The sequence below is a fragment of the Planctobacterium sp. AWM4_229 genome (assembly GCF_056160305.1).
Genome location: NZ_JBSWWX010000005.1, coordinates 244,470 through 262,303, shown reverse-complemented (window position 1 = coordinate 262,303; position 17,834 = coordinate 244,470). Strand labels below are relative to the sequence as shown.

Here is a 17,834-nt window from a genome sequence, read left to right as displayed (position 1 = left end):
AATATCGATTCCCCTCAATGTTTTAGCGCCTCCTGCCGAAACATTGGGTAATATAATAAAAAACACAGAGGTTTCGACTCTTCGTAATGGATAAAGTACTCGAAGAATACAGCGAAGTTGTTGATAAGTTAAAGCCGTTCGTCAATAAGCCTAACTTTGCGCAAATGGTCACCAAACACGCCGTTGGTGTGCCCAAACAAAAAGTGTTCCTCATCAAGATGGAGCTCAAACGCCTTGCGCAGCCTACCAAAAAGCCCGTGGATCTGCGAGGCAAAGTCGACGGCGAATGTAAACCCTTTGAATACGAAGGGGTGACCCACTTTCTCGATGACGCCGCAAAACGCGTATTTGCAGAAGAAACCATGTCTTATGGCGGATATACCGTCGGTGTCTGGGAAGCGGTAAACAACTCCGAAAACACTTACAAGCAAATCTACAAGAAAGAAAAGGAAGCCATTCTTCAGCACAAAGATGAGCCAGAAGAGAAATTCGAAGAAGAAGCTTCATCAGAAAAGCAAGATCACGTCGTTCAATCCATACTGTTTTCTCATGTGATCAGCCGTAAAGAAGAGCGCATGAACTTTGCGATTGCGGTTGAGATCATCTCCGAAGACGGTAAGAAGATCAAAGCGACAACCATGGACATTTCTGTGGGTGGCATGCGAGTTAAATGTGATGAAGACGTTACCTTTTTCAAAGACAAAAAATACGGCGTATTTCTGCGGGGATTAGAAACCGAATATGCGCTGGATAGAAAGAATCCAATTCCTTTTCAAGCAATGCGCATCGAAAAAGAAGGCAACGAACAACGAGTTAACTTCAAACGCGACATCGAAAACTCCAGTTCTTCAGTAAATAGCTTTCTGCAGAAATTTATCCACGGCTACAAGCGCCGCTACAAGATCAATCTGGAAAATACCGAAGAAGCAGTAATTTCCAAAATTTACGAACAATATTACACGCCCTACATGGAATCGGTTCCCGTATTTCTTGGAGTCAGACAAGGTAAATTGTTCCCTAAGTTTTTACTCACCAACACTGCTAATAAAGACTTTGTGCAGTATTGGACTGATGAAGCCGACCAGGTGCGCATTGAGCATCTATTATCTGCATCACGAGTAAAAACCGCCATGCACAAGGAAACCAGTGAGTTTCTGGTGTATTGCTTTAAGCAAGTGAAACAGAACAAGACTTTTTTCTGTTCTGCCACTATAGAAGAATTAGCAAGTAGCCCCACATTACGCAGTTCCTACTTTGCACTGGGCACAAAACGCGAAAGCTGGCGTGTGTTTAAAGTGCAACTCTCAGATGTGCATCCACAACAAGCGCACGCTCCACTGACGATTCCAGAATCGGTCAGTGAAAAGGTAAAAAAACTCAACGCACCACCCGCACCAAGGGTAATGGCGGACATCAAAGTACTGAAGTTTGTGGCGCTGATAACAGACATTACCACTGACGAACTGGTAAATCAGTTTAAGAATACCTCCCCCAATAAGGCAGACTTACCCCGTATCAGTAAAACCATTCACCCCAAACTGAGTACGCCCAGCGCCCTGACCGTGCATCCATACAAGTACGTAGATAATCGCCTTGAGCAGCGTTATTTTCTGTCGGAAAAAGCGCGCCTGGAGTGGAATGACGGCTATTATGACGGCAAAACTGTCGATATTTCTTACAGTGGCCTGATGATTGAAATGGACGAAGATTTCCCGGCCAGAAAAGGGGCTCTTATAAAAGTGAGCTTGCCCGGTCTGCAATCCATGACCACTAAGTACAAACTGGACAGAATGAATTATCAGCTGGTTAACGTCAGTGAACACGGCTCCCATCTGCACCTGAGAATCCTGGAAAATCGCGATAAAGAAACCAAACCACATCAGGGTAAACAGTTTTTTAACGATTTAATTCGTCAAAATCGAGAGGTATTGGAAGCCAAAGTCACTGAGGATACCAGTAACCACAGTAAAGCACTGCGCAATATCTTTGCTGCCAACATCTTTAATATGGCTCTGTTTTATGCCAAAGATGGCGTAAACCTGAAACACGATGTGATGGTGTGCGGTGATGTTCCTAACCAGCTGTGGCCCTTGTTTACCCACGGTGAACTGGAACGCAACCAGTTTAATATTTTACCCTTGTTTGGCCACGAAAATGTGCACGCCAACTGGCTAACACGAGAAATGCGGGACTTAAAGTCTCAAGAAAAGCCCAAACAGCATGAGGTATATATTGGCTTCAATCCCAAGCTGGAAGGGCCAGACGCCTTTAACGTAAAAGCAGACATTGACTTCCCCAATGCGGAGCTGAAAACCAGCTTTATTCGCAGCATATTAGAGGACAAAGAACAGCAATTTTATGCCATCAAGCTATTTATGGTGAAGGTAGGTAAACCCGACCCGGAAAACATCAGTGCGGAATTGAACTACATAAAAGTTTATGCGCCTCACAAAGCTCAATCCCTGCAAAATCATGTTTGGCAGATTATGAGTTTTGCCGACATGTTGGATATTACCGACGAAGTTAAAGTGCGCTTGAGTTTAGATTGAGCCGGGCCGCAGGTACAGGTGCAGCGCAATGAGTCATGAATTAGAACAATTTAAAGACATCATTGAACAGCTCAAACCCGTTGTCTACGAGCCTGACTTCAATCAAATTGTTGATGATACGGCTAAAACCATTCCTCGTCCCCACCGGCATATCCTCAAGTTGGAGTTACGACGCCAGGCGCGCCCATGTAAAAAAGCAGTGGATATGCGTAAAATTGAAGGGGCAGACTGCCAACCATTCGAAAATGATAAGATAATTCACTATCTTACGGATTCCGCACAAGATGTGTTTGAACGCCAAATTCGCGCTTTTGGGCAATACACTGTCGGGGTTTACGAAGCGGTGATGGAAGAGGTAGCTCGCTTTGAGCAAAATGGGCTTAACAAGCTTTTGTCCCCTCAAACCGACAGCGTCTTTGGCGAAACAGAGTATTACGTAGAAGAAGATGACGACTCGCCAGATAAGTATTTAGTGCCCGCTTTTCAGTTTTCAAACTCTGCCCATCGCAGTGAAGAGCGCATGAACTTTACGGTGCGAGTGGAGCTGCAAACCGGCCCCAAAACCATCAAAGCCAATACCATAGACATGTCGGTTAGTGGGGTGAAAATAAAAGCCGTAACCGAACACGAATTTTCTGTGGGGGAACAATTTGCGATCTTTTTCCGCGGCCTTGAAGTAGAGTTTGCACTCGACAGAAAAAATGGTATTCGCTATGAAGTAGTCAAAACCGAGAAAATTGACCATGAATACCACGTAGCACTCAAGCGGGATATTCGGGCACCCGATGTGCAATTTGATGAATTTTTAAGGCGCTTTATTCAAGGCAATAAACGCCGTTATAAGGTAAATATCGATAATACCTTGCACGCCATTCGCAGTAAGAGTTACGAACAGTACTATGTGCCCTACTTTAGCTCTATACCAATATTCATTGAAAGCGAAGGCGCAAAAATGCAGTGTCGTTACGTGCTCACTAACGACAATAATAAAGATCATGTTTTTTATTGGGTGGATGACAGTAACCAGCTACTACTCAGCCAGGCGCTAACACCAAAGCGACTAAAAGATATCTACAACAGTCCGCTTAAAGAAGCCTATTTGTACAGTTTTAATCACTACGACTCCGGTCAGGTGTTTTTCTATTCGGCAACCCATATCGAGCTACGCCAGAAAAAGGCGATGCAAGATGTATTCTTCGCTTTTGGCTCCAAGAAAGCCAGCTGGCGAGTATTTAAAATACAGATGACGAGCGTTAAACCTGAGCAATGTTATCGCCCCCTGTCCATACCCGATTCAGTGGGTGAGAGCGTCAAGGAACAAAACTCTCCTCCTGCTCCTCGGCTTATGTCAGCCTTAAATAAAATTAGCCATGTAGTATTGATCACTAATGTAACCGATTCACTCAGCAATCAGGCTTACCAACGACGCCAACTGGTGGATAAGCATTTACCGATACTAAAAAATTTCGCGCACGATAAAACTGAAGACATTAATCCGGTAGCGCTATATCGTTTTAAGTATCAAAATTTACGTGCCGAATCTCGCTATCAATTGCGCTCCAAAGTGATTGTTACCTTTAACGAACGTGAACTGGAAGGCGTTACCGAAGATGTCTCTCCCAGTGGCCTGAGTATTGAACTAAAACAAACCTTCGAAGGGGTCAACTTTTCCGTTGTTGAAGTCGCTTTTCCCGAACTACAACGCATGACCAAGCAAATTCCTTTAAAAGAATTACCCTACGAAGTGCGCAATATTTCTAAAGACAAAACCATCATCAACCTGAAAATATTTCAGGAATCTGAAACGATCCCCCATCCTGCTCATATCTTTTTTACGGAACTGTTGAAAAACAATAAAAATAAGTTGAAGAGTGATACGGAGCATGAAGGCATTCCGGGAATGGGTGAAGCGCTGCGCAACATTTACTGCTCGAATGTGCTTAATATTGGCTATTACATCATCAAAGATGGCGCCACTATGTTACCTCACGCAATGACAGAACCCAGCTCCCATCACCGCCTCAAAAACGTGTTTTCCTTCGGTGCAGAACAGGAAAATACGTTAAATTGTAAAGCGCTCTTTTCGGCCTCAGGGGACTATTCAAGACGTATTTTTGATTTGCTAAAAGAGTTAAAATCAAAAGCGCCGCCCGTAATGGAAGAGATGTTTATTGCTTTCGAACCCGATGCGATCAAAGAAGAAGACACGCTTCGCGGCCAATTCATGGACCAGTTCAGAGACGAGCACGCCCGCAGAGCATTTATCGTTGAAGCCATGTCAGTTGGTGTATTCTATGCTATCAAGGTTTTTGTATCGCGTACCGGACGACCAGATCAGGATATACTGCGCACCGAATTGGGCTACGTATCTGTATACGCAGCTCACAAAGCCAAGGAATTAGAAGAAGAGTTGTGGAACATCTGCGGTGCCGGAGACATAGTGGACATTACTGATGAAGTCATGCGCCGTTACGGCTTTACCGATCAACACATAGAACAAAACCAGAAACAGGATAAGCAAATTTTATTGGCTGAATAGCAGCAAGGCTTAGTCCTGGATTTATCCTAAACATTTTAAAATCCAATATAGCAAAAAGACAGTGAAGTTAAATATCCATCAAGCACTCCAGCATGCCATAAAGGCTCACCAGAATGGCAACCTCAAAGAGGCAGAAAAACTATACAGGGCCATCTTAAATGCGCAGCCACAACATCCCGATGCCAATCACAATCTCGGCATTATCGCCCTCCAGGCTAATCACCTAAATGCAGGATTAGCTTTGATTGAAAAGGCAATAGACATTAATCCTGCCACAGTGCAGTTTTGGATGACCTATACAGATGCCTTACTTAAAGCAGGTAAGACTAAAGAAGCCAGACAGATAGTAAAAAAAGCAAGAAAAAAAGGGCTAGCTAAAGAAGCTATTGATGTGCTTGAGACAAAAATTCAAAATCGAGAAAATCTCTCTGAAACAGCCCCTCCCAAGTCACTAGAGCAAGAACTGACAAGTTGTTACTCAAGTGGTAATTTCAGTAAAACGATAACCCTTGCTAATAAACTACTTTCCGCATTTCCCAAATTTCAATTGGGTTGGAAAATACTTGGTGCTGCGTTGATTCAAACGCAAGCCTTTGAAGAAGCCATTAAGGCCAACAAACAAGCATCGCAACTACAACCTGAAGACACGGATGCGTTAAACAACTTAGGCATAAGTTACAGACTAAATAAACAATACGCAGAAGCCGAGAGAGCATTTAATGACGTTGTTAAACTGAATCCTGAGGTATTTCAGGCATACAACAATTTAGGTAATTTATGCAGAGATATGGAGAGGTTCGAAGAAGCACAAACCTATTATGAAACTGCTATAAAGTTGAAACCTGATTATTTCGAGGCGCTTTATCACTTAGGAGATACCTTAGAAAAGCTTAATAAATCCGAACAAGCAATTGAGTGTCTTAAAAAGGCAATTAAGCTCAATCCAAACTATCCACCAGCCTATTATGACCTTGGCATTAGTCAAAAACGCCTCAACCGAATTGATGAGGCCAGAGAAAACTTCACTCTTGCTATTAAATTAGATCCAAAATATGGCAGGGCCCATCGCTCACTCTCATTATCGCAAACCTACAAAAGCGAAAATGATCACTTCAAACATCTGGTAAAACTCAGCGAAGATGAGTCTTTATCCCAAAGCCACAAATTGCACATACATTTTGCACTGGCAAAAGCCTATGAAGACCTCGGCCACTTTGAATTAGCATTTAGCCAATATTCGCTAGGAAATAAGATTGCTAAAAAGCAATCTGGTTATAGCATAGCGCGAGACACTAATATTATTGAAGCTATTAAAAAAAGTGCCAGTGCCGTTATGCAATGCAATCTGGATAACACAGTTGAGCAAAATAATTGTAAACCCATCTTTGTACTTGGCATGCCAAGGTCCGGAACAACATTGGTGGAACAAATTATCTCCAGTCATAGCGCTGTACTTGGCGCCGGAGAACTCAACTATATAGAATATTTTGGCGGCCGTATTGCAAGAGGTCTTGATGAACCTGACGGACAAAAAATCAACAACTTCAGAGAAGCTTATCTGGCAAAGCTCAAGGCCCTATCAAAGGATGGCTCAGAAAAGTGGATCACCGATAAGATGCCCCTCAATTTTCGCTATATTGGCCTGATCAGTAGCGCATTGCCTGAAGCCAAGATCATTCATGTGAAACGGGATAAAAACGCTGTATGTTGGAGTAACTTCAAACACTTTTTTTATTCCAGCGATCTTCATTATTCGAACGATATTAGTGACATCTACACTTACTACGAGCTTTATGAAAATCTAATGAGTTTCTGGCAAGAAACAGTATCAGCGAATATTTATGAGCTGAACTACGAGGAGTTAGTTAGCAACCCTGAACCGCAGATTCAGAAACTTATCAACTACCTTGAACTGGAATGGGAAGAAGCATGTCTGTCTCCACAAAACAATGAAAGAAGCGTGCTAACCGCATCAAATATGCAAGTAAGGCGTGGTATTTATCAAAATAGTTCACAGCAGTGGAAAAACTATGAGTCTTTTTTAAAAATTTAAAATTGAACGGTGGATGCAAATAAAAAAGCCAGTGACATTGGCCACTGGCTTTAACTCGTTCCCACATTCAGGACTTAGTTTTCCTCAGTCGTATCCAGCTGTTCGCTTTCTTCTGGCAACGGCTGTAAAAAACCTTCAATGGTTTGAGTGAGTCTACCGGCATTAAACGAGGACAATTGATACACCCACTGTTGCCATCGACTATCCAAAGTCTCGCTGTCTAGAACCAATAGATCCTTTTCATCAACCCGGTATAGCTTCAGGGTGATGGTATCACTTGAGTTGGTTTTGATGGTAACCTGCGATTGCAAGTTGTCCTCTTGTATCTCATAGGGACGCTGTTGAGCCAAAGCATCAAAACTCAAGCTGAGAATATTTTCAGCAGTATTTTCTAATATGCTGTCATATTGCAATGCACGCCCCTCTTCCAGTCCAGTCAATTGCCATTTAGCCTCGCCAGATGTATCCGCTTCCGAGTCGATAACTTCTCGCACTATACGCCAATGATCTACGCGGGAAATTTCGCTAATATCAGCAAGACTGATATCAAGAATTTGCGTATCAAGCCAGGCGTTAGGCTCAGAGGGCAAATTCAAAGGAGTATGTGACAACCAGGTCTGATTTTCTTCGGGTTTACGTACATAGATACCATTGCCTGAACTGGCTTTGTTGCCCACCAGCAAAGACCACTGCAGCTCTCCTGCAAAAAGAGTTAGCAGCTTTGCGGCGCTGTCATTTTGCCCTATGTCCTGCAATCCGAGGCGTGCAAAATTCTCTGGTTTGGCGGTTTTGGCGCTGTTTAACTCTGCCTGAACAACGTTATTCAACAGACGCACAACCTCGTCCTTTTGCAGCGGATAATCGCCGCTACTTTGAGCCAGCCAGTTCCCGTCTTGTTTTATCGCCGCCAGGATAGTACCTCCAGCACTCTCCAATTTGAAGGCGTCCACCGCTTCAATCTGGCGCTGCAAGTCGGGGAAAATCGGTTGCGCACTAAACTCACTTTGACGCTCATCAGACCCTAACAACCAGCCAACGAAAATTGCTGCCAGCGCAACAGTTGCGATGATTAGATTAATTTTTTTCATGTCATGCTGCTCCTCTTAAGCGAAACGAACGACGTAAAAAAAACACCGCCAATACCAGTAATAACGGAGCGACGATGATATTAATCAGTTTTAACTGTGCCCCCAATGACTCGATATCTTTATCTAGCTGGTGACGCACTTCCCGTAACTCTTTACGGATCTGGATTTTCTTATCCATAAAACTGTCAATAGCGGCTTGTTGCTCTTCGTTCAACACCAATAAACCGTCTTCTCCACCGCTGGTCTGTAGTTCAGCCAGCTGTTGCTCAGTTTCTGCTAGTTGTTCTTCCAGCGCTTGTTCTTGCTCTCTGAACCGTGCTTCGGCCTGAACCGTCAACTCATCCACTTTTTCAAATGGACGGGCAAAGGTACCCCGACTGCGAATACTGATGAGGGCATTGTTGCCCCCCAGGTTTTCGATAGCATTGGTAACAAAAGCCCCGTTGTCTGCAAAAGGTGTAGCGATCATCTGTCCAAAAAAGTTAGATTTATTTACCCAGAACCGATCTGTAAGCATGTCTGTATCAGCAACCACGATAACATTGAGCTCATCGGTTTGAGCGACGTGTTCAGCTTCTGATTCCAGGGTTTCCGGCTTGCCTTCAAAAGCGGATGACGCAGAGCCGCTGAGACGCACGGCTAAATTGTGTTGAGCAGCTTGAGTTTGATCAAATTGTTCAAACAATTGCTCCGGATCCCGTGTCATGGCGTAGACCATGCTCGACCCGGTAGCCGCATATTCACTGGATTGCAGCAGTGGCGTAATGGTTGTTGTGGCTTCCGGCAGTAACGATATTACGCCAAAGGAAGCACCGTTGATGGAGTCCAGGTTCGCGGTGGTCACATCTTCACTATCAAACCCCGAACCTTGTAAGCCTACAAACCCCAGGTGTTTTGTGATGCCTCCAGTTTGAGTACGGATATCCAAACCCAAAGCGGCATCCAGCAGCACTTTCTCTGCATTCACCTCGACACCCCAGGCACTGATGAGCCTGTTAATATTGGAGCTGTTTGCGCTCGCCATCCCGGACATTGCCGCCATAGGATCTGATTCGTGGTGCTCATCAACAAAAGCTAAAATCTTGCCACCGCTTAAGGCAAACTGGTCAATGGCATAGAACAACTCGTCTGAGATCCCTTTTGGGTGGATTAGCAACAAAACATCCAGTCCTTCAGGTAGCGACTGAGCCGAACTGTCAATGTCTTCTAGCTGATATAATTGCTGAATTTGCTCATAAATCGTCCACGCCGGATCAAATTGACCCGTCATGGGGTTTTGTCCCCCTGTGAGTGACAAACCGGTGATTAACCCTACTTTTACAGGCTCCGGGTCGCTCAATTCATAAATCAGCTGACTTAAGTCATATTCAAGGAATTGCTCTTTAGAAGGGTCGAAGAAGGGGACAATTTTTTCATCGTCCAGCGCATTGGTACCCGCAAGGCCCAGATAAATCGGGTCCATCCCCATGCCAGCAGAAGCTGCGGTAAGCCCATAATCATTCGCCAAATCTTCGGCTTCTGAAAACGGCTCCGGGTCAATCAGGTGTAATTTGATTTTACCGTTAGATGCTGACTCATACTCCTGTAACAGGCTCTCCACTCGATCTGCATAGTTGCGTATTGTGGTTAACCCCTCAGAGGCTTTATCTGAAAAAAAGAAGTACAACTCAATAGGTTCATCAATCTCAGCCAGTATTGATTTACTACCTTCAGACAGTGAGTAAACCTGGTTTTCCGTCAGGTCGATTCTGGCGCTTTTAAATAGTTGATTGCTCAGTAATACCAGGCCAAAAAATAGTACGGCCAACAATGGATAAGTAACAGTGTTAGAAAATTTCATTAGTCCGCCTTCTTTTGCTCAATGATTAACAAACTGGCAAATAACCAGACGCCGATGCTGATAAGAAAATACATTAAGTTGTTCATAGCCAGTACGCCTTTAGACATACTTTCAAAGTGAGTCAAGAAGCTGAAGGAAGCAATTGTGTCCACCAGAATAGTGGGTAACCATCCCTGAAACGCTTCCAGCACTACTCCGGAACCGCTCAAGACGAACAAGAAGCATATAACAACCGACAGAATAAAGGCGATAACCTGTGATTTGGTAATTGCTGACATGCAAATCCCGATAGCCAAATACGCCCCAGACATCAACCAACTACCAATGTAAGCAGCGAGGATAATGCCATTGTCCGGTTGTCCCAGATAATTCACGGTTAACCACAACGGAAAGGTTAGTATTAACGACAATCCCAAGACGGCCCATGCCGCCAAAAACTTGGCAAGGGTGATCTGCCAGGTGGCAACCGGCAGCGTCATCAGCAACTCGATAGTGCCGGATTTACGCTCTTCTGACCAGGTGCGCATTGCCATGGCGGGCACAAGAAACAGGTATAGCCAAGGATGAAAATTGAAAAACGGCAGTAAATCCGCTTGTTCACGTTCGAAGAAATTGCCGATATAAAAAGTAAAAACCCCTGACAACATTAAAAAAATCAGGATAAAAACATAAGCCACTGGCGTCGCAAAAAAGCCTGCGAATTCCCGTTTAAATAATACATTGACCATGTTCATTAGCTCGCCTCCTTGAGAGTAATAGTGCGAAACACTTCGTCCAGACGACCCGCCTCAATGTGCATTTGCTGAACCTGAAAGCCTTGCTGTGCAAAACGGCTCTCCAATTCGTGTAATTGAATGCTTTGGGCACCCGGAAACAGCACGATGTTCTGTTCATTTGCTCCAGCCTCCCACTGCACTCCGTCGGGCAGCAGTTCGTTCACCGAAGTTGTTATTGCCTTATCCAACGTCAAGTTTATCGCCTGGTAATAGCGAGACTTTTGTAACAAAGCCTGGGGTGTATCGTCGAAGCATTTCTGGCCATCAGAAATGATCACAACGCGATTACACACCGCCGTCACTTCTTCAAGAATATGAGTTGAAACAATGACAATCTTGTCTTTCGCCAGATTTTTAATGAGATTTCTGACTTGATGCTTTTGATTCGGATCCAGACCATCTGTAGGTTCATCCAGGATCAGAATTGCCGGATCGTGGATTAATGCCTGAGCTAAACCGACACGACGCTTAAAGCCTTTGGACAACGTTTCGATAGGTTTATCCAATACCGCGCTCAATTCGACTTTTGCCACGACATCGGCAATGCGATAGCTTTTTTGTTGGGCATCAATTTGACGAACTTCGGCGATAAAATTGAGAAAAGCCAGCACCGTCATATCACCGTAGGCAGGGGCCCCTTCTGGTAGGTAACCAATTTGCTGCTGAACTTCCTGTGGTGAAGTTATCACGGACTGTCCGTTTACCAGTACGTCTCCAGAATCAGGTGGTAAAAACCCGGTGATCATTTTCATACTGGTGGACTTCCCGGCGCCGTTAGGCCCTAAAAACCCCACAACATCTCCGGGATTAACATCAAATGAAAGCTGATTTACTGCAGTAAACTGAGCAAACCTTTTTGTTATATTTTTTACTGAAATCATGATATTCCCTAAAGGATCAAGCTGTTACACAAAGGTGGCGTAAAAAAGCAAGGAAAGATATGGCGATTTTCGCAAAAAAATTCAAGCGCTAACTTTTAATTCTTTGTTAACATCTTGCTCTCACAAAACACAGCCGCAAAAACTATGACCAGTCATAATGATCCAGAGACTATCTCGCCCATTGCCAATGTGAGTTCCCCATTTAAAGAAAAGTTTGCCATTCCAAGACAGCCTAACCTCACGCCGTCGGTTGTCAGTGAGATTGTTGTGCCGCTGCCGTTTGGCACCCAGGAGGCCTTTGAGGGCATTGAAGAATTCAGCCATATCTGGTTGCTGTTTCGCTTTCATCACAATTTGCAGAAAGGTTGGAAGCCACAGGTTCGTCCTCCTCGATTAGGTGGTAACCAGAAAAAAGGGGTATTTGCCACCCGTAGCAGTTTTCGTCCCAACGGCTTTGGTATGTCAGTTGTGCCCTTACTGAGTGTGACAGTTTCAGCTGCAGGGGTCAGGTTGCGAGTTTCCGGTCTGGATCTAGTGGATGGTACCCCCATTTATGACATCAAGCCTTATATTGCCTACGTTGATGCAATAGCCGATGCCCGTAGTGGCTTCGCTCCAAATCCACCTCAGTTGATGGAGGTGCACTTTCAGGCGGAAGCATTGCAGCAATTAAAAGCGCTTTGCAGGGACTATCAGGTAATCGAACTTCAGGTAAGAGAGGTTCTGGCTCAAGACCCTCGCCCCGCTTATCGCAAACAAGCCAAACAAGATCTTAATCAGTATGGCACCAGCTTTGATGATTTTAATTTTCGCTGGCAGGTCGTCGACAACAAAATCGAAGTGTTTGCTGTAAATAAGGTTTAATTTCGCCATTTTTTTGCTAGGAACATCACGCCGCTCTGGTACACTAGCGGCAGTTTTAATTTTTGAATTTATGATGCTTTTGTTTGCACTTCAAAGACACCAGACAAAAGCGATGGTACAGGACTAATTTATTAATGCGCACCAGCCAATATTTACTTTCCACCCAAAAAGAAACCCCTGCCGATGCAGAAGTTATTAGCCATCAGCTAATGCTGAGAGCCGGCCTGGTTCGAAAACTTGCTTCAGGCCTATACACCTGGCTACCTAGTGGATTGAGAGTACTCAACAATGTCGCCCAAATTGTACGGGAAGAAATGAATCGCGCCGGTGCCGTGGAAGTGTTAATGCCGGTAGTACAACCCGCGGATCTATGGCAAGAATCTGGTCGCTGGCAGGATTACGGTCCTGAGTTATTACGCATAAAAGACCGTCACGAACGCGACTTCGTTTTAGGTCCAACACATGAGGAAGTTATTACTGATCTGGTAAAAACTGAAGTTTCCAGTTACAAGCAATTACCACTGAACCTATACCAGATCCAAACTAAGTTCCGCGATGAAGTTCGTCCTCGCTTTGGCATTATGCGTGGACGAGAATTTACCATGAAGGATGCCTACTCTTTCCACTTATCACAGGACTGTTTATCCGAAACCTATCAAAAGATGTACGACGCCTATTGTCGCATCTTCGAGCGCATGGGATTAGATTATCGCGCAGTAATTGCGGATACCGGCTCGATTGGTGGTAGTGTTTCCCACGAATTCCATGTACTTGCTGATTCAGGTGAAGATGCCATTGCCTTCAGTACGGGTTCTGACTATGCGGCAAACGTTGAGATGGCGGAAGCTGTAACCCTTGAGCCTGATTCACCACTATCCGGTGAGACAAAGAAAGTCGCCACACCTGACACCAAAACCATTGAGCAGGTTAGCCAATCACTGGATGTTGCAGCACAAAACTGTGTTAAAACCTTAATCGTTAAAATCGTTCAAGACGAAACCTCTCACTTTGCTGCTCTGTGCTTACGCGGTGACCACCAACTGAACGACATTAAAGCTCAAAAAGTCCTGCCCTGGTCAGGAGAGATGCAGTTTGCCAGTGAAGCAGAAGTGCTTGAGATATGTGGTGCAGAACCAGGCTCTGTCGGTCCTGTAGGATTATCTATCCCGGTCTTTGCTGATCGCAGTGCGGCACAACTTTCTAAGTTTGTTTGTGGTGCCAATGAAACTGGCTTCCACACCTACGCAGCCAGCTGGTCAGATGTATCGGATTGCACAGTTGTGGACATCAGGAATGTTATCGCTGGTGATGCTTCACCGGATGGCAACGGCAATATCGAAATTAAACGCGGGATTGAAGTAGGACACATCTTCCAGCTAGGTAAAAAATACAGCGAAGCCATGCACTGTGGTGTATTGACTGAGTCAGGCAAACACGAAACCTTATCCATGGGTTGTTACGGTATTGGCGTTTCGCGGATCGTTGCTGCTGCAATCGAACAAAATCACGATAAATTTGGAATTATTTGGCCAGAAGCTATCGCTCCGTTTAAATTGGCTATAATTCCTATGAACATGCATAAATCCCATCGTATCCAGGAAGCCGCTGAAAGCTTGTATGAAAAGCTTGCGCCAATGGGGGATGATATTTTGTTCGATGATCGCAAAGAGCGTCCGGGTGTGATGTTTGCCGATATGGAATTGCTGGGTGTACCTCATTCTATCGTAATTGGTGAACGCAACCTCGACGCTGGAAAATGCGAATACAAAAATCGTCGTACTGGCGAAAAACAACTGGTAGATCTGGAAGGCCTTGATTCCTTTATCAAGGACTTGTTGAAGGACTAAAACAGGTCCTACTCACCTTTTGTTTGAGCTGTACGAGGTGAGATAATAAAAGTGACGAAAAAGGACGCTTAGAATGCCATTTCGCCGAAAGACAGCTCAATACCTGTCGATCCTGATATTAGCCACTGCGGGAGTGCCCGCATTGGCACAATCCTCCAATACGAATGCAAAGGCAACAACATCCTCGGTAACTGAGAGCCTGCCGGCAGATATCAAAAAATTACAATCCTTAATTAAACAAAAGCAGTTTCCAGAAGCGTTTGCCCTGTCCAACAAGCTCATTGAAGAATGGGGCGGCGAACCGGGTTTCGACTTGCTGGCTGGTCAAGCAGCCTATGGCGCCAATTATTTTCAGGAAGCGGTATTTGCCTTTGAGCGCGTTTTATTAGTTAAACCTGATGTTTTGTTAGCTCGTCTTTATCTGGCGTTCAGTTATTTTAAAGTGAAAAACTTAGGCGCCGCACAAACCGAACTGACCCGCCTGCTGCAAGAAGACTTGAAACCGGCAGATGCACAAAGAGTGCGCAATTACCTGCAACAAATTACCGAGCTAAAAAACAAAGCAGTACAAAGTCACGCTTTCAACGTGAAACTTTCCCAAACATACGACTCCAATGCCAATAGTGGCACGACCCTGGATAACCTCACCAACATCCCCGTGGAAAGTCCCTTTTATCCCATTATTGGTAGCCTGGATGAATCCAGTCTGGAACAAAGTGACCACAGTAGTGATGTGGGGTTCAATTATATCTACAGCAGAAAGCTCAGCCAAAAACGTTCCATCAGTTTTAATGCCGCTTATGTAAACACTCAATACAATCGTCAGAGTCAACTGGATAGAGAAATTATGAGTATGACCGGCACTTTCACTGACCAATACTGGGGGGCCATTGTTAATTTCTCCGGTTACGTGCAACCCATGATGCTCGATAGTGAGTTTTACCGTGCCGCTTATGGTGCTTCGCTTGACGCCAGTTGGTCGGTTGCCGACAACTGGCAATGGTTATGGGGGATTAGCTATGCCAGTGTTAACGTAAATGCTAATGATGACCAGGACATTCACCAATACTCTGGACGCACAAGATTGACGTATTTTGGCAATACCATTCATATGTTTGAGTTGGGTTACGGAGATGATGAAGGTAAACAAGACAATCCTGTCAGTATTAGTAATGGCAAAAACTTCTGGCTTTTGAGCTACACCTTGGTGCGCCCTGTAGGCAGCGAATGGTTGATTGTTGCCAACGGCCGTTTTCAAGATATCGAGCACGACGGTATTAATCCATCGATTGGAGTCCTGAGAAAAGAGGAAAGTTTTAATCTGTCCTTTAGCCTTGATTACCTGTTGAATGCCGACTGGAAGATATCCGGGGGTGTTACCTATACTGATAAACGCAGTAGTGTTGAAATATATGCTTACGACAGAACAACCGCAGCGTTATCGGTAACAAGAAGTTTTTAGTTAAAAACACTGAATTATGGAGTAAGAGTTTCCGAATTCTGTGAACTGATTCATTTTTAAGCGCCTTGTTATTTGAGTTAATTCCAGATTATCCGAAACTATACTTATAGTAATGTCGGGATCCGATGGGCACATTTTGCACAACATCAATATTCTGACTCGAACGAGATGAGAAGAGTTTATGCGATTCAAACTATCTTTGGTTGCCTTATCACTTTGTTGTGTATGTAATCCCGCTTTTGCCCTCAGTCCTGCGGGTAAGACCATGATAGCCAAAGGTAATGTAAATGCCTGGGAGGAAGAAACGAACGTCAGGAAACTGAAGCGTCGCGCCCCGATATTCGATGTCGATACGGTGAAAACGGCAGCTAAAAGTAAAGCACAGTTTCGCATGACGGACGGCACCTTACTAGCCTTAAAAGAAAACACAACTCTGCTTATTTCCGAATATCAATACGACGAAACGAACACTAATAACTCTGCTGTGCTGGAGTTGGTGGAAGGCGGTTTGCGCTCGGTTACCGGCGCCATCAAGTCTAATGACGGCACCTATGAACTCAAAACACCAGTAGGTTCAATCGGTATTCGAGGCACCCACTACGAAATTGAGATAGTGAGCGGTGAAATGTTTATCGCCGTTTGGGATGGTGCCATTGATGTGAATGTCGATGTTGGCGGAACTGAGCAAGAAGTATCATTTGGTGAAGGCGAGGATTTCTCTTTTGCCGTGATTAACGAAGAAGGTGAAGTCACAGAATTATTAGAGCCACCGGAAAACTTTGATCAAGGTCATTCCGAAGATGGCAGTGAAGAAGAAGAGGAAGAAGAATCTGACGATTCCGATGATTCCGATGATTCCGATGATTCCGATGACTCCGATGACTCCGATGATTCCGATGACTCCGACGATTCTGATGATTCCGATGATTCTGATGATTCTGATGATTCTGATGATTCCGATGATTCTGATGATTCCGATGATTCTGATGATTCCGATGATTCTGATGATTCAGATGATTCTGATAGCTCCGATGATTCTGATAGCTCCGATGATTCTGATAGCTCTGATGATTCTGATAGCTCCGATGATTCTGATAGCTCCGATGATTCTGATAGCTCCGATAATTCTGATAGCTCCGATAATTCTGATAGCTCCGATAATTCTGATGGCTCCGACGGTTCTAATGGCTCAGATAATTCTGACAATTCAAATGACAGCGGCGACACACAAACCGGGACCGGTGATAATGATGTAGACAGTGATGGGACAGACAGTACCAGTGGTGACAATTCAAGTCCCACACAAGGAACTGAGAGCTCAACAGGTAACGACAGTGGTACGGGAGGGACGACACCTGATCCTGAAACAACTGGGCCGGATACAGATTCCAGCTTTGATACTGACACTACTGGAACTCCAACCTTAGAAACTAACACGGAAACCACAGATACCGGGCTGGATACTGAAAATACCCCTTTTGACGATGAGAATGAACAGATTCGTGAAGATGAAATTATCCAAACCATTGATAACAACACAAAAGTAGCACCTGAAGTTATTGCCGCAAGAACCGGTTCTGCAAACTACTCACGGCTTATTAGCAGCTCGTTGTCGGGCAACCAAAATCCTCAAAATTTGAACATCAACATCGCAGTAAACTTTGATACCTCTTTTAGTGAGGGCAATATGTCTTTGCAAGATGACGGGGGCACTTGGGATGCAGTTTTTCAGGGAGTCATTGTGGAGGCTGATTTAGAATTGGATATGACCCGCGTTACCTATGGCCAACCCGGTGTACCTAACTCAGTGCAAGAAGGAAGTGGTGATATATCGGCATTTTTCGCCAATGAAGGCGATGTGCTCAATGGTGATTTTAACTTGTCTCAAGGAAGTAATCGCGTGAGCGGTAATTTTTTGGTCGGGGAAAGGTAACT

Annotated in this window: 11 protein-coding genes; 7 read left to right on the top strand and 4 right to left on the bottom strand. The window is 44.5% G+C overall.

Annotation, left to right across the window (positions count from 1 at the left end; all coding sequences use genetic code 11):
- Nucleotides 1–86: 86 nt before the first annotated feature.
- The 3 genes from ACXAGP_RS12780 to ACXAGP_RS12770 all read left to right on the top strand — a co-directional run bounded on the left by ACXAGP_RS12780 (nt 87) and on the right by ACXAGP_RS12770 (nt 7,141).
- A complete protein-coding gene (locus ACXAGP_RS12780; protein ID WP_475261839.1) occupies nt 87–2,549 on the top strand; it encodes a PilZ domain-containing protein in 2,463 nt (820 codons plus the stop codon).
- Between the two features lie 28 nt (nt 2,550–2,577).
- Nucleotides 2,578–5,088 (top strand): PilZ domain-containing protein, encoded by a 2,511-nt coding sequence (locus tag ACXAGP_RS12775; protein WP_475261838.1) that lies wholly within the window; start codon nt 2,578–2,580, stop codon nt 5,086–5,088.
- A gap of 61 nt (nt 5,089–5,149) precedes the next feature.
- Nucleotides 5,150–7,141, top strand: coding sequence for a tetratricopeptide repeat protein (locus ACXAGP_RS12770; RefSeq protein WP_475261837.1), 1,992 nt, complete (start codon nt 5,150–5,152; stop codon nt 7,139–7,141).
- Between the two features lie 74 nt (nt 7,142–7,215).
- On the opposite strand, the gene ACXAGP_RS12765 is transcribed toward ACXAGP_RS12770, so the two are convergent.
- Genes ACXAGP_RS12765 through ACXAGP_RS12750 form a run of 4 tightly spaced genes read right to left on the bottom strand, consistent with a single transcriptional unit; the run spans nt 7,216 to nt 11,726 of the window.
- Complete coding sequence (locus ACXAGP_RS12765; protein WP_475261835.1) at nt 7,216–8,229, bottom strand: DUF4340 domain-containing protein; 1,014 nt, start codon at nt 8,227–8,229, stop codon at nt 7,216–7,218.
- A gap of 1 nt (nt 8,230) precedes the next feature.
- The gene (locus tag ACXAGP_RS12760; RefSeq protein ID WP_475261834.1) at nt 8,231–10,069 is read right to left on the bottom strand and encodes a GldG family protein; all 1,839 of its coding nucleotides are present in this window, start codon (nt 10,067–10,069) and stop codon (nt 8,231–8,233) included.
- Entirely contained in the window at nt 10,069–10,803 is a 735-nt protein-coding gene (locus tag ACXAGP_RS12755) for an ABC transporter permease subunit (protein WP_475261833.1), read from the bottom strand. The genes ACXAGP_RS12760 and ACXAGP_RS12755 overlap by 1 nt, the downstream gene beginning before the upstream one ends.
- A complete protein-coding gene (locus ACXAGP_RS12750; RefSeq protein ID WP_475261832.1) occupies nt 10,803–11,726 on the bottom strand; it encodes an ABC transporter ATP-binding protein in 924 nt (307 codons plus the stop codon). Before ACXAGP_RS12750 ends, ACXAGP_RS12755 begins: the two co-directional genes overlap by 1 nt.
- Nucleotides 11,727–11,870: 144 nt before the next feature.
- Here ACXAGP_RS12750 and tsaA point away from each other — a divergent pair, with 144 nt between their 5' ends.
- The 4 genes from tsaA to ACXAGP_RS12730 all read left to right on the top strand — a co-directional run bounded on the left by tsaA (nt 11,871) and on the right by ACXAGP_RS12730 (nt 17,832).
- On the top strand, nt 11,871–12,590 hold the full coding sequence (tsaA, locus tag ACXAGP_RS12745) for a tRNA (N6-threonylcarbamoyladenosine(37)-N6)-methyltransferase TrmO (protein WP_475261831.1): 720 nt from the start codon (nt 11,871–11,873) through the stop codon (nt 12,588–12,590).
- 134 nt (nt 12,591–12,724) lie between these two features.
- Nucleotides 12,725–14,437 carry a proline--tRNA ligase gene (locus ACXAGP_RS12740; RefSeq protein ID WP_475261830.1) on the top strand — a complete coding sequence of 571 codons (1,713 nt, stop codon included), beginning with the start codon at nt 12,725–12,727 and terminating at the stop codon, nt 14,435–14,437.
- A gap of 73 nt (nt 14,438–14,510) precedes the next feature.
- Nucleotides 14,511–15,899, top strand: coding sequence for a hypothetical protein (locus ACXAGP_RS12735; RefSeq protein ID WP_475261828.1), 1,389 nt, complete (start codon nt 14,511–14,513; stop codon nt 15,897–15,899).
- 181 nt (nt 15,900–16,080) lie between these two features.
- Nucleotides 16,081–17,832 carry a FecR family protein gene (locus ACXAGP_RS12730; RefSeq protein WP_475261826.1) on the top strand — a complete coding sequence of 584 codons (1,752 nt, stop codon included), beginning with the start codon at nt 16,081–16,083 and terminating at the stop codon, nt 17,830–17,832.
- Nucleotides 17,833–17,834: the final 2 nt, after the last annotated feature.

Bases quoted from the DNA above. Each gene is read 5' to 3' on its own strand.
- ACXAGP_RS12780 (WP_475261839.1), top strand. From the start codon at position 87: ATGGATAAAGTACTCGAAGAATACAGCGAAGTTGTTGATAAGTTAAAG.
- ACXAGP_RS12755 (WP_475261833.1), bottom strand. From the start codon at position 10,803: ATGAACATGGTCAATGTATTATTTAAACGGGAATTCGCAGGCTTTTTT.
- ACXAGP_RS12750 (WP_475261832.1), bottom strand. From the start codon at position 11,726: ATGATTTCAGTAAAAAATATAACAAAAAGGTTTGCTCAGTTTACTGCA.
- ACXAGP_RS12765 (WP_475261835.1), bottom strand. From the start codon at position 8,229: ATGAAAAAAATTAATCTAATCATCGCAACTGTTGCGCTGGCAGCAATT.
- ACXAGP_RS12740 (WP_475261830.1), top strand. From the start codon at position 12,725: ATGCGCACCAGCCAATATTTACTTTCCACCCAAAAAGAAACCCCTGCC.
- ACXAGP_RS12735 (WP_475261828.1), top strand. From the start codon at position 14,511: ATGCCATTTCGCCGAAAGACAGCTCAATACCTGTCGATCCTGATATTA.
- tsaA (WP_475261831.1), top strand. From the start codon at position 11,871: ATGACCAGTCATAATGATCCAGAGACTATCTCGCCCATTGCCAATGTG.
- ACXAGP_RS12760 (WP_475261834.1), bottom strand. From the start codon at position 10,069: ATGAAATTTTCTAACACTGTTACTTATCCATTGTTGGCCGTACTATTT.
- ACXAGP_RS12775 (WP_475261838.1), top strand. From the start codon at position 2,578: ATGAGTCATGAATTAGAACAATTTAAAGACATCATTGAACAGCTCAAA.
- ACXAGP_RS12730 (WP_475261826.1), top strand. From the start codon at position 16,081: ATGCGATTCAAACTATCTTTGGTTGCCTTATCACTTTGTTGTGTATGT.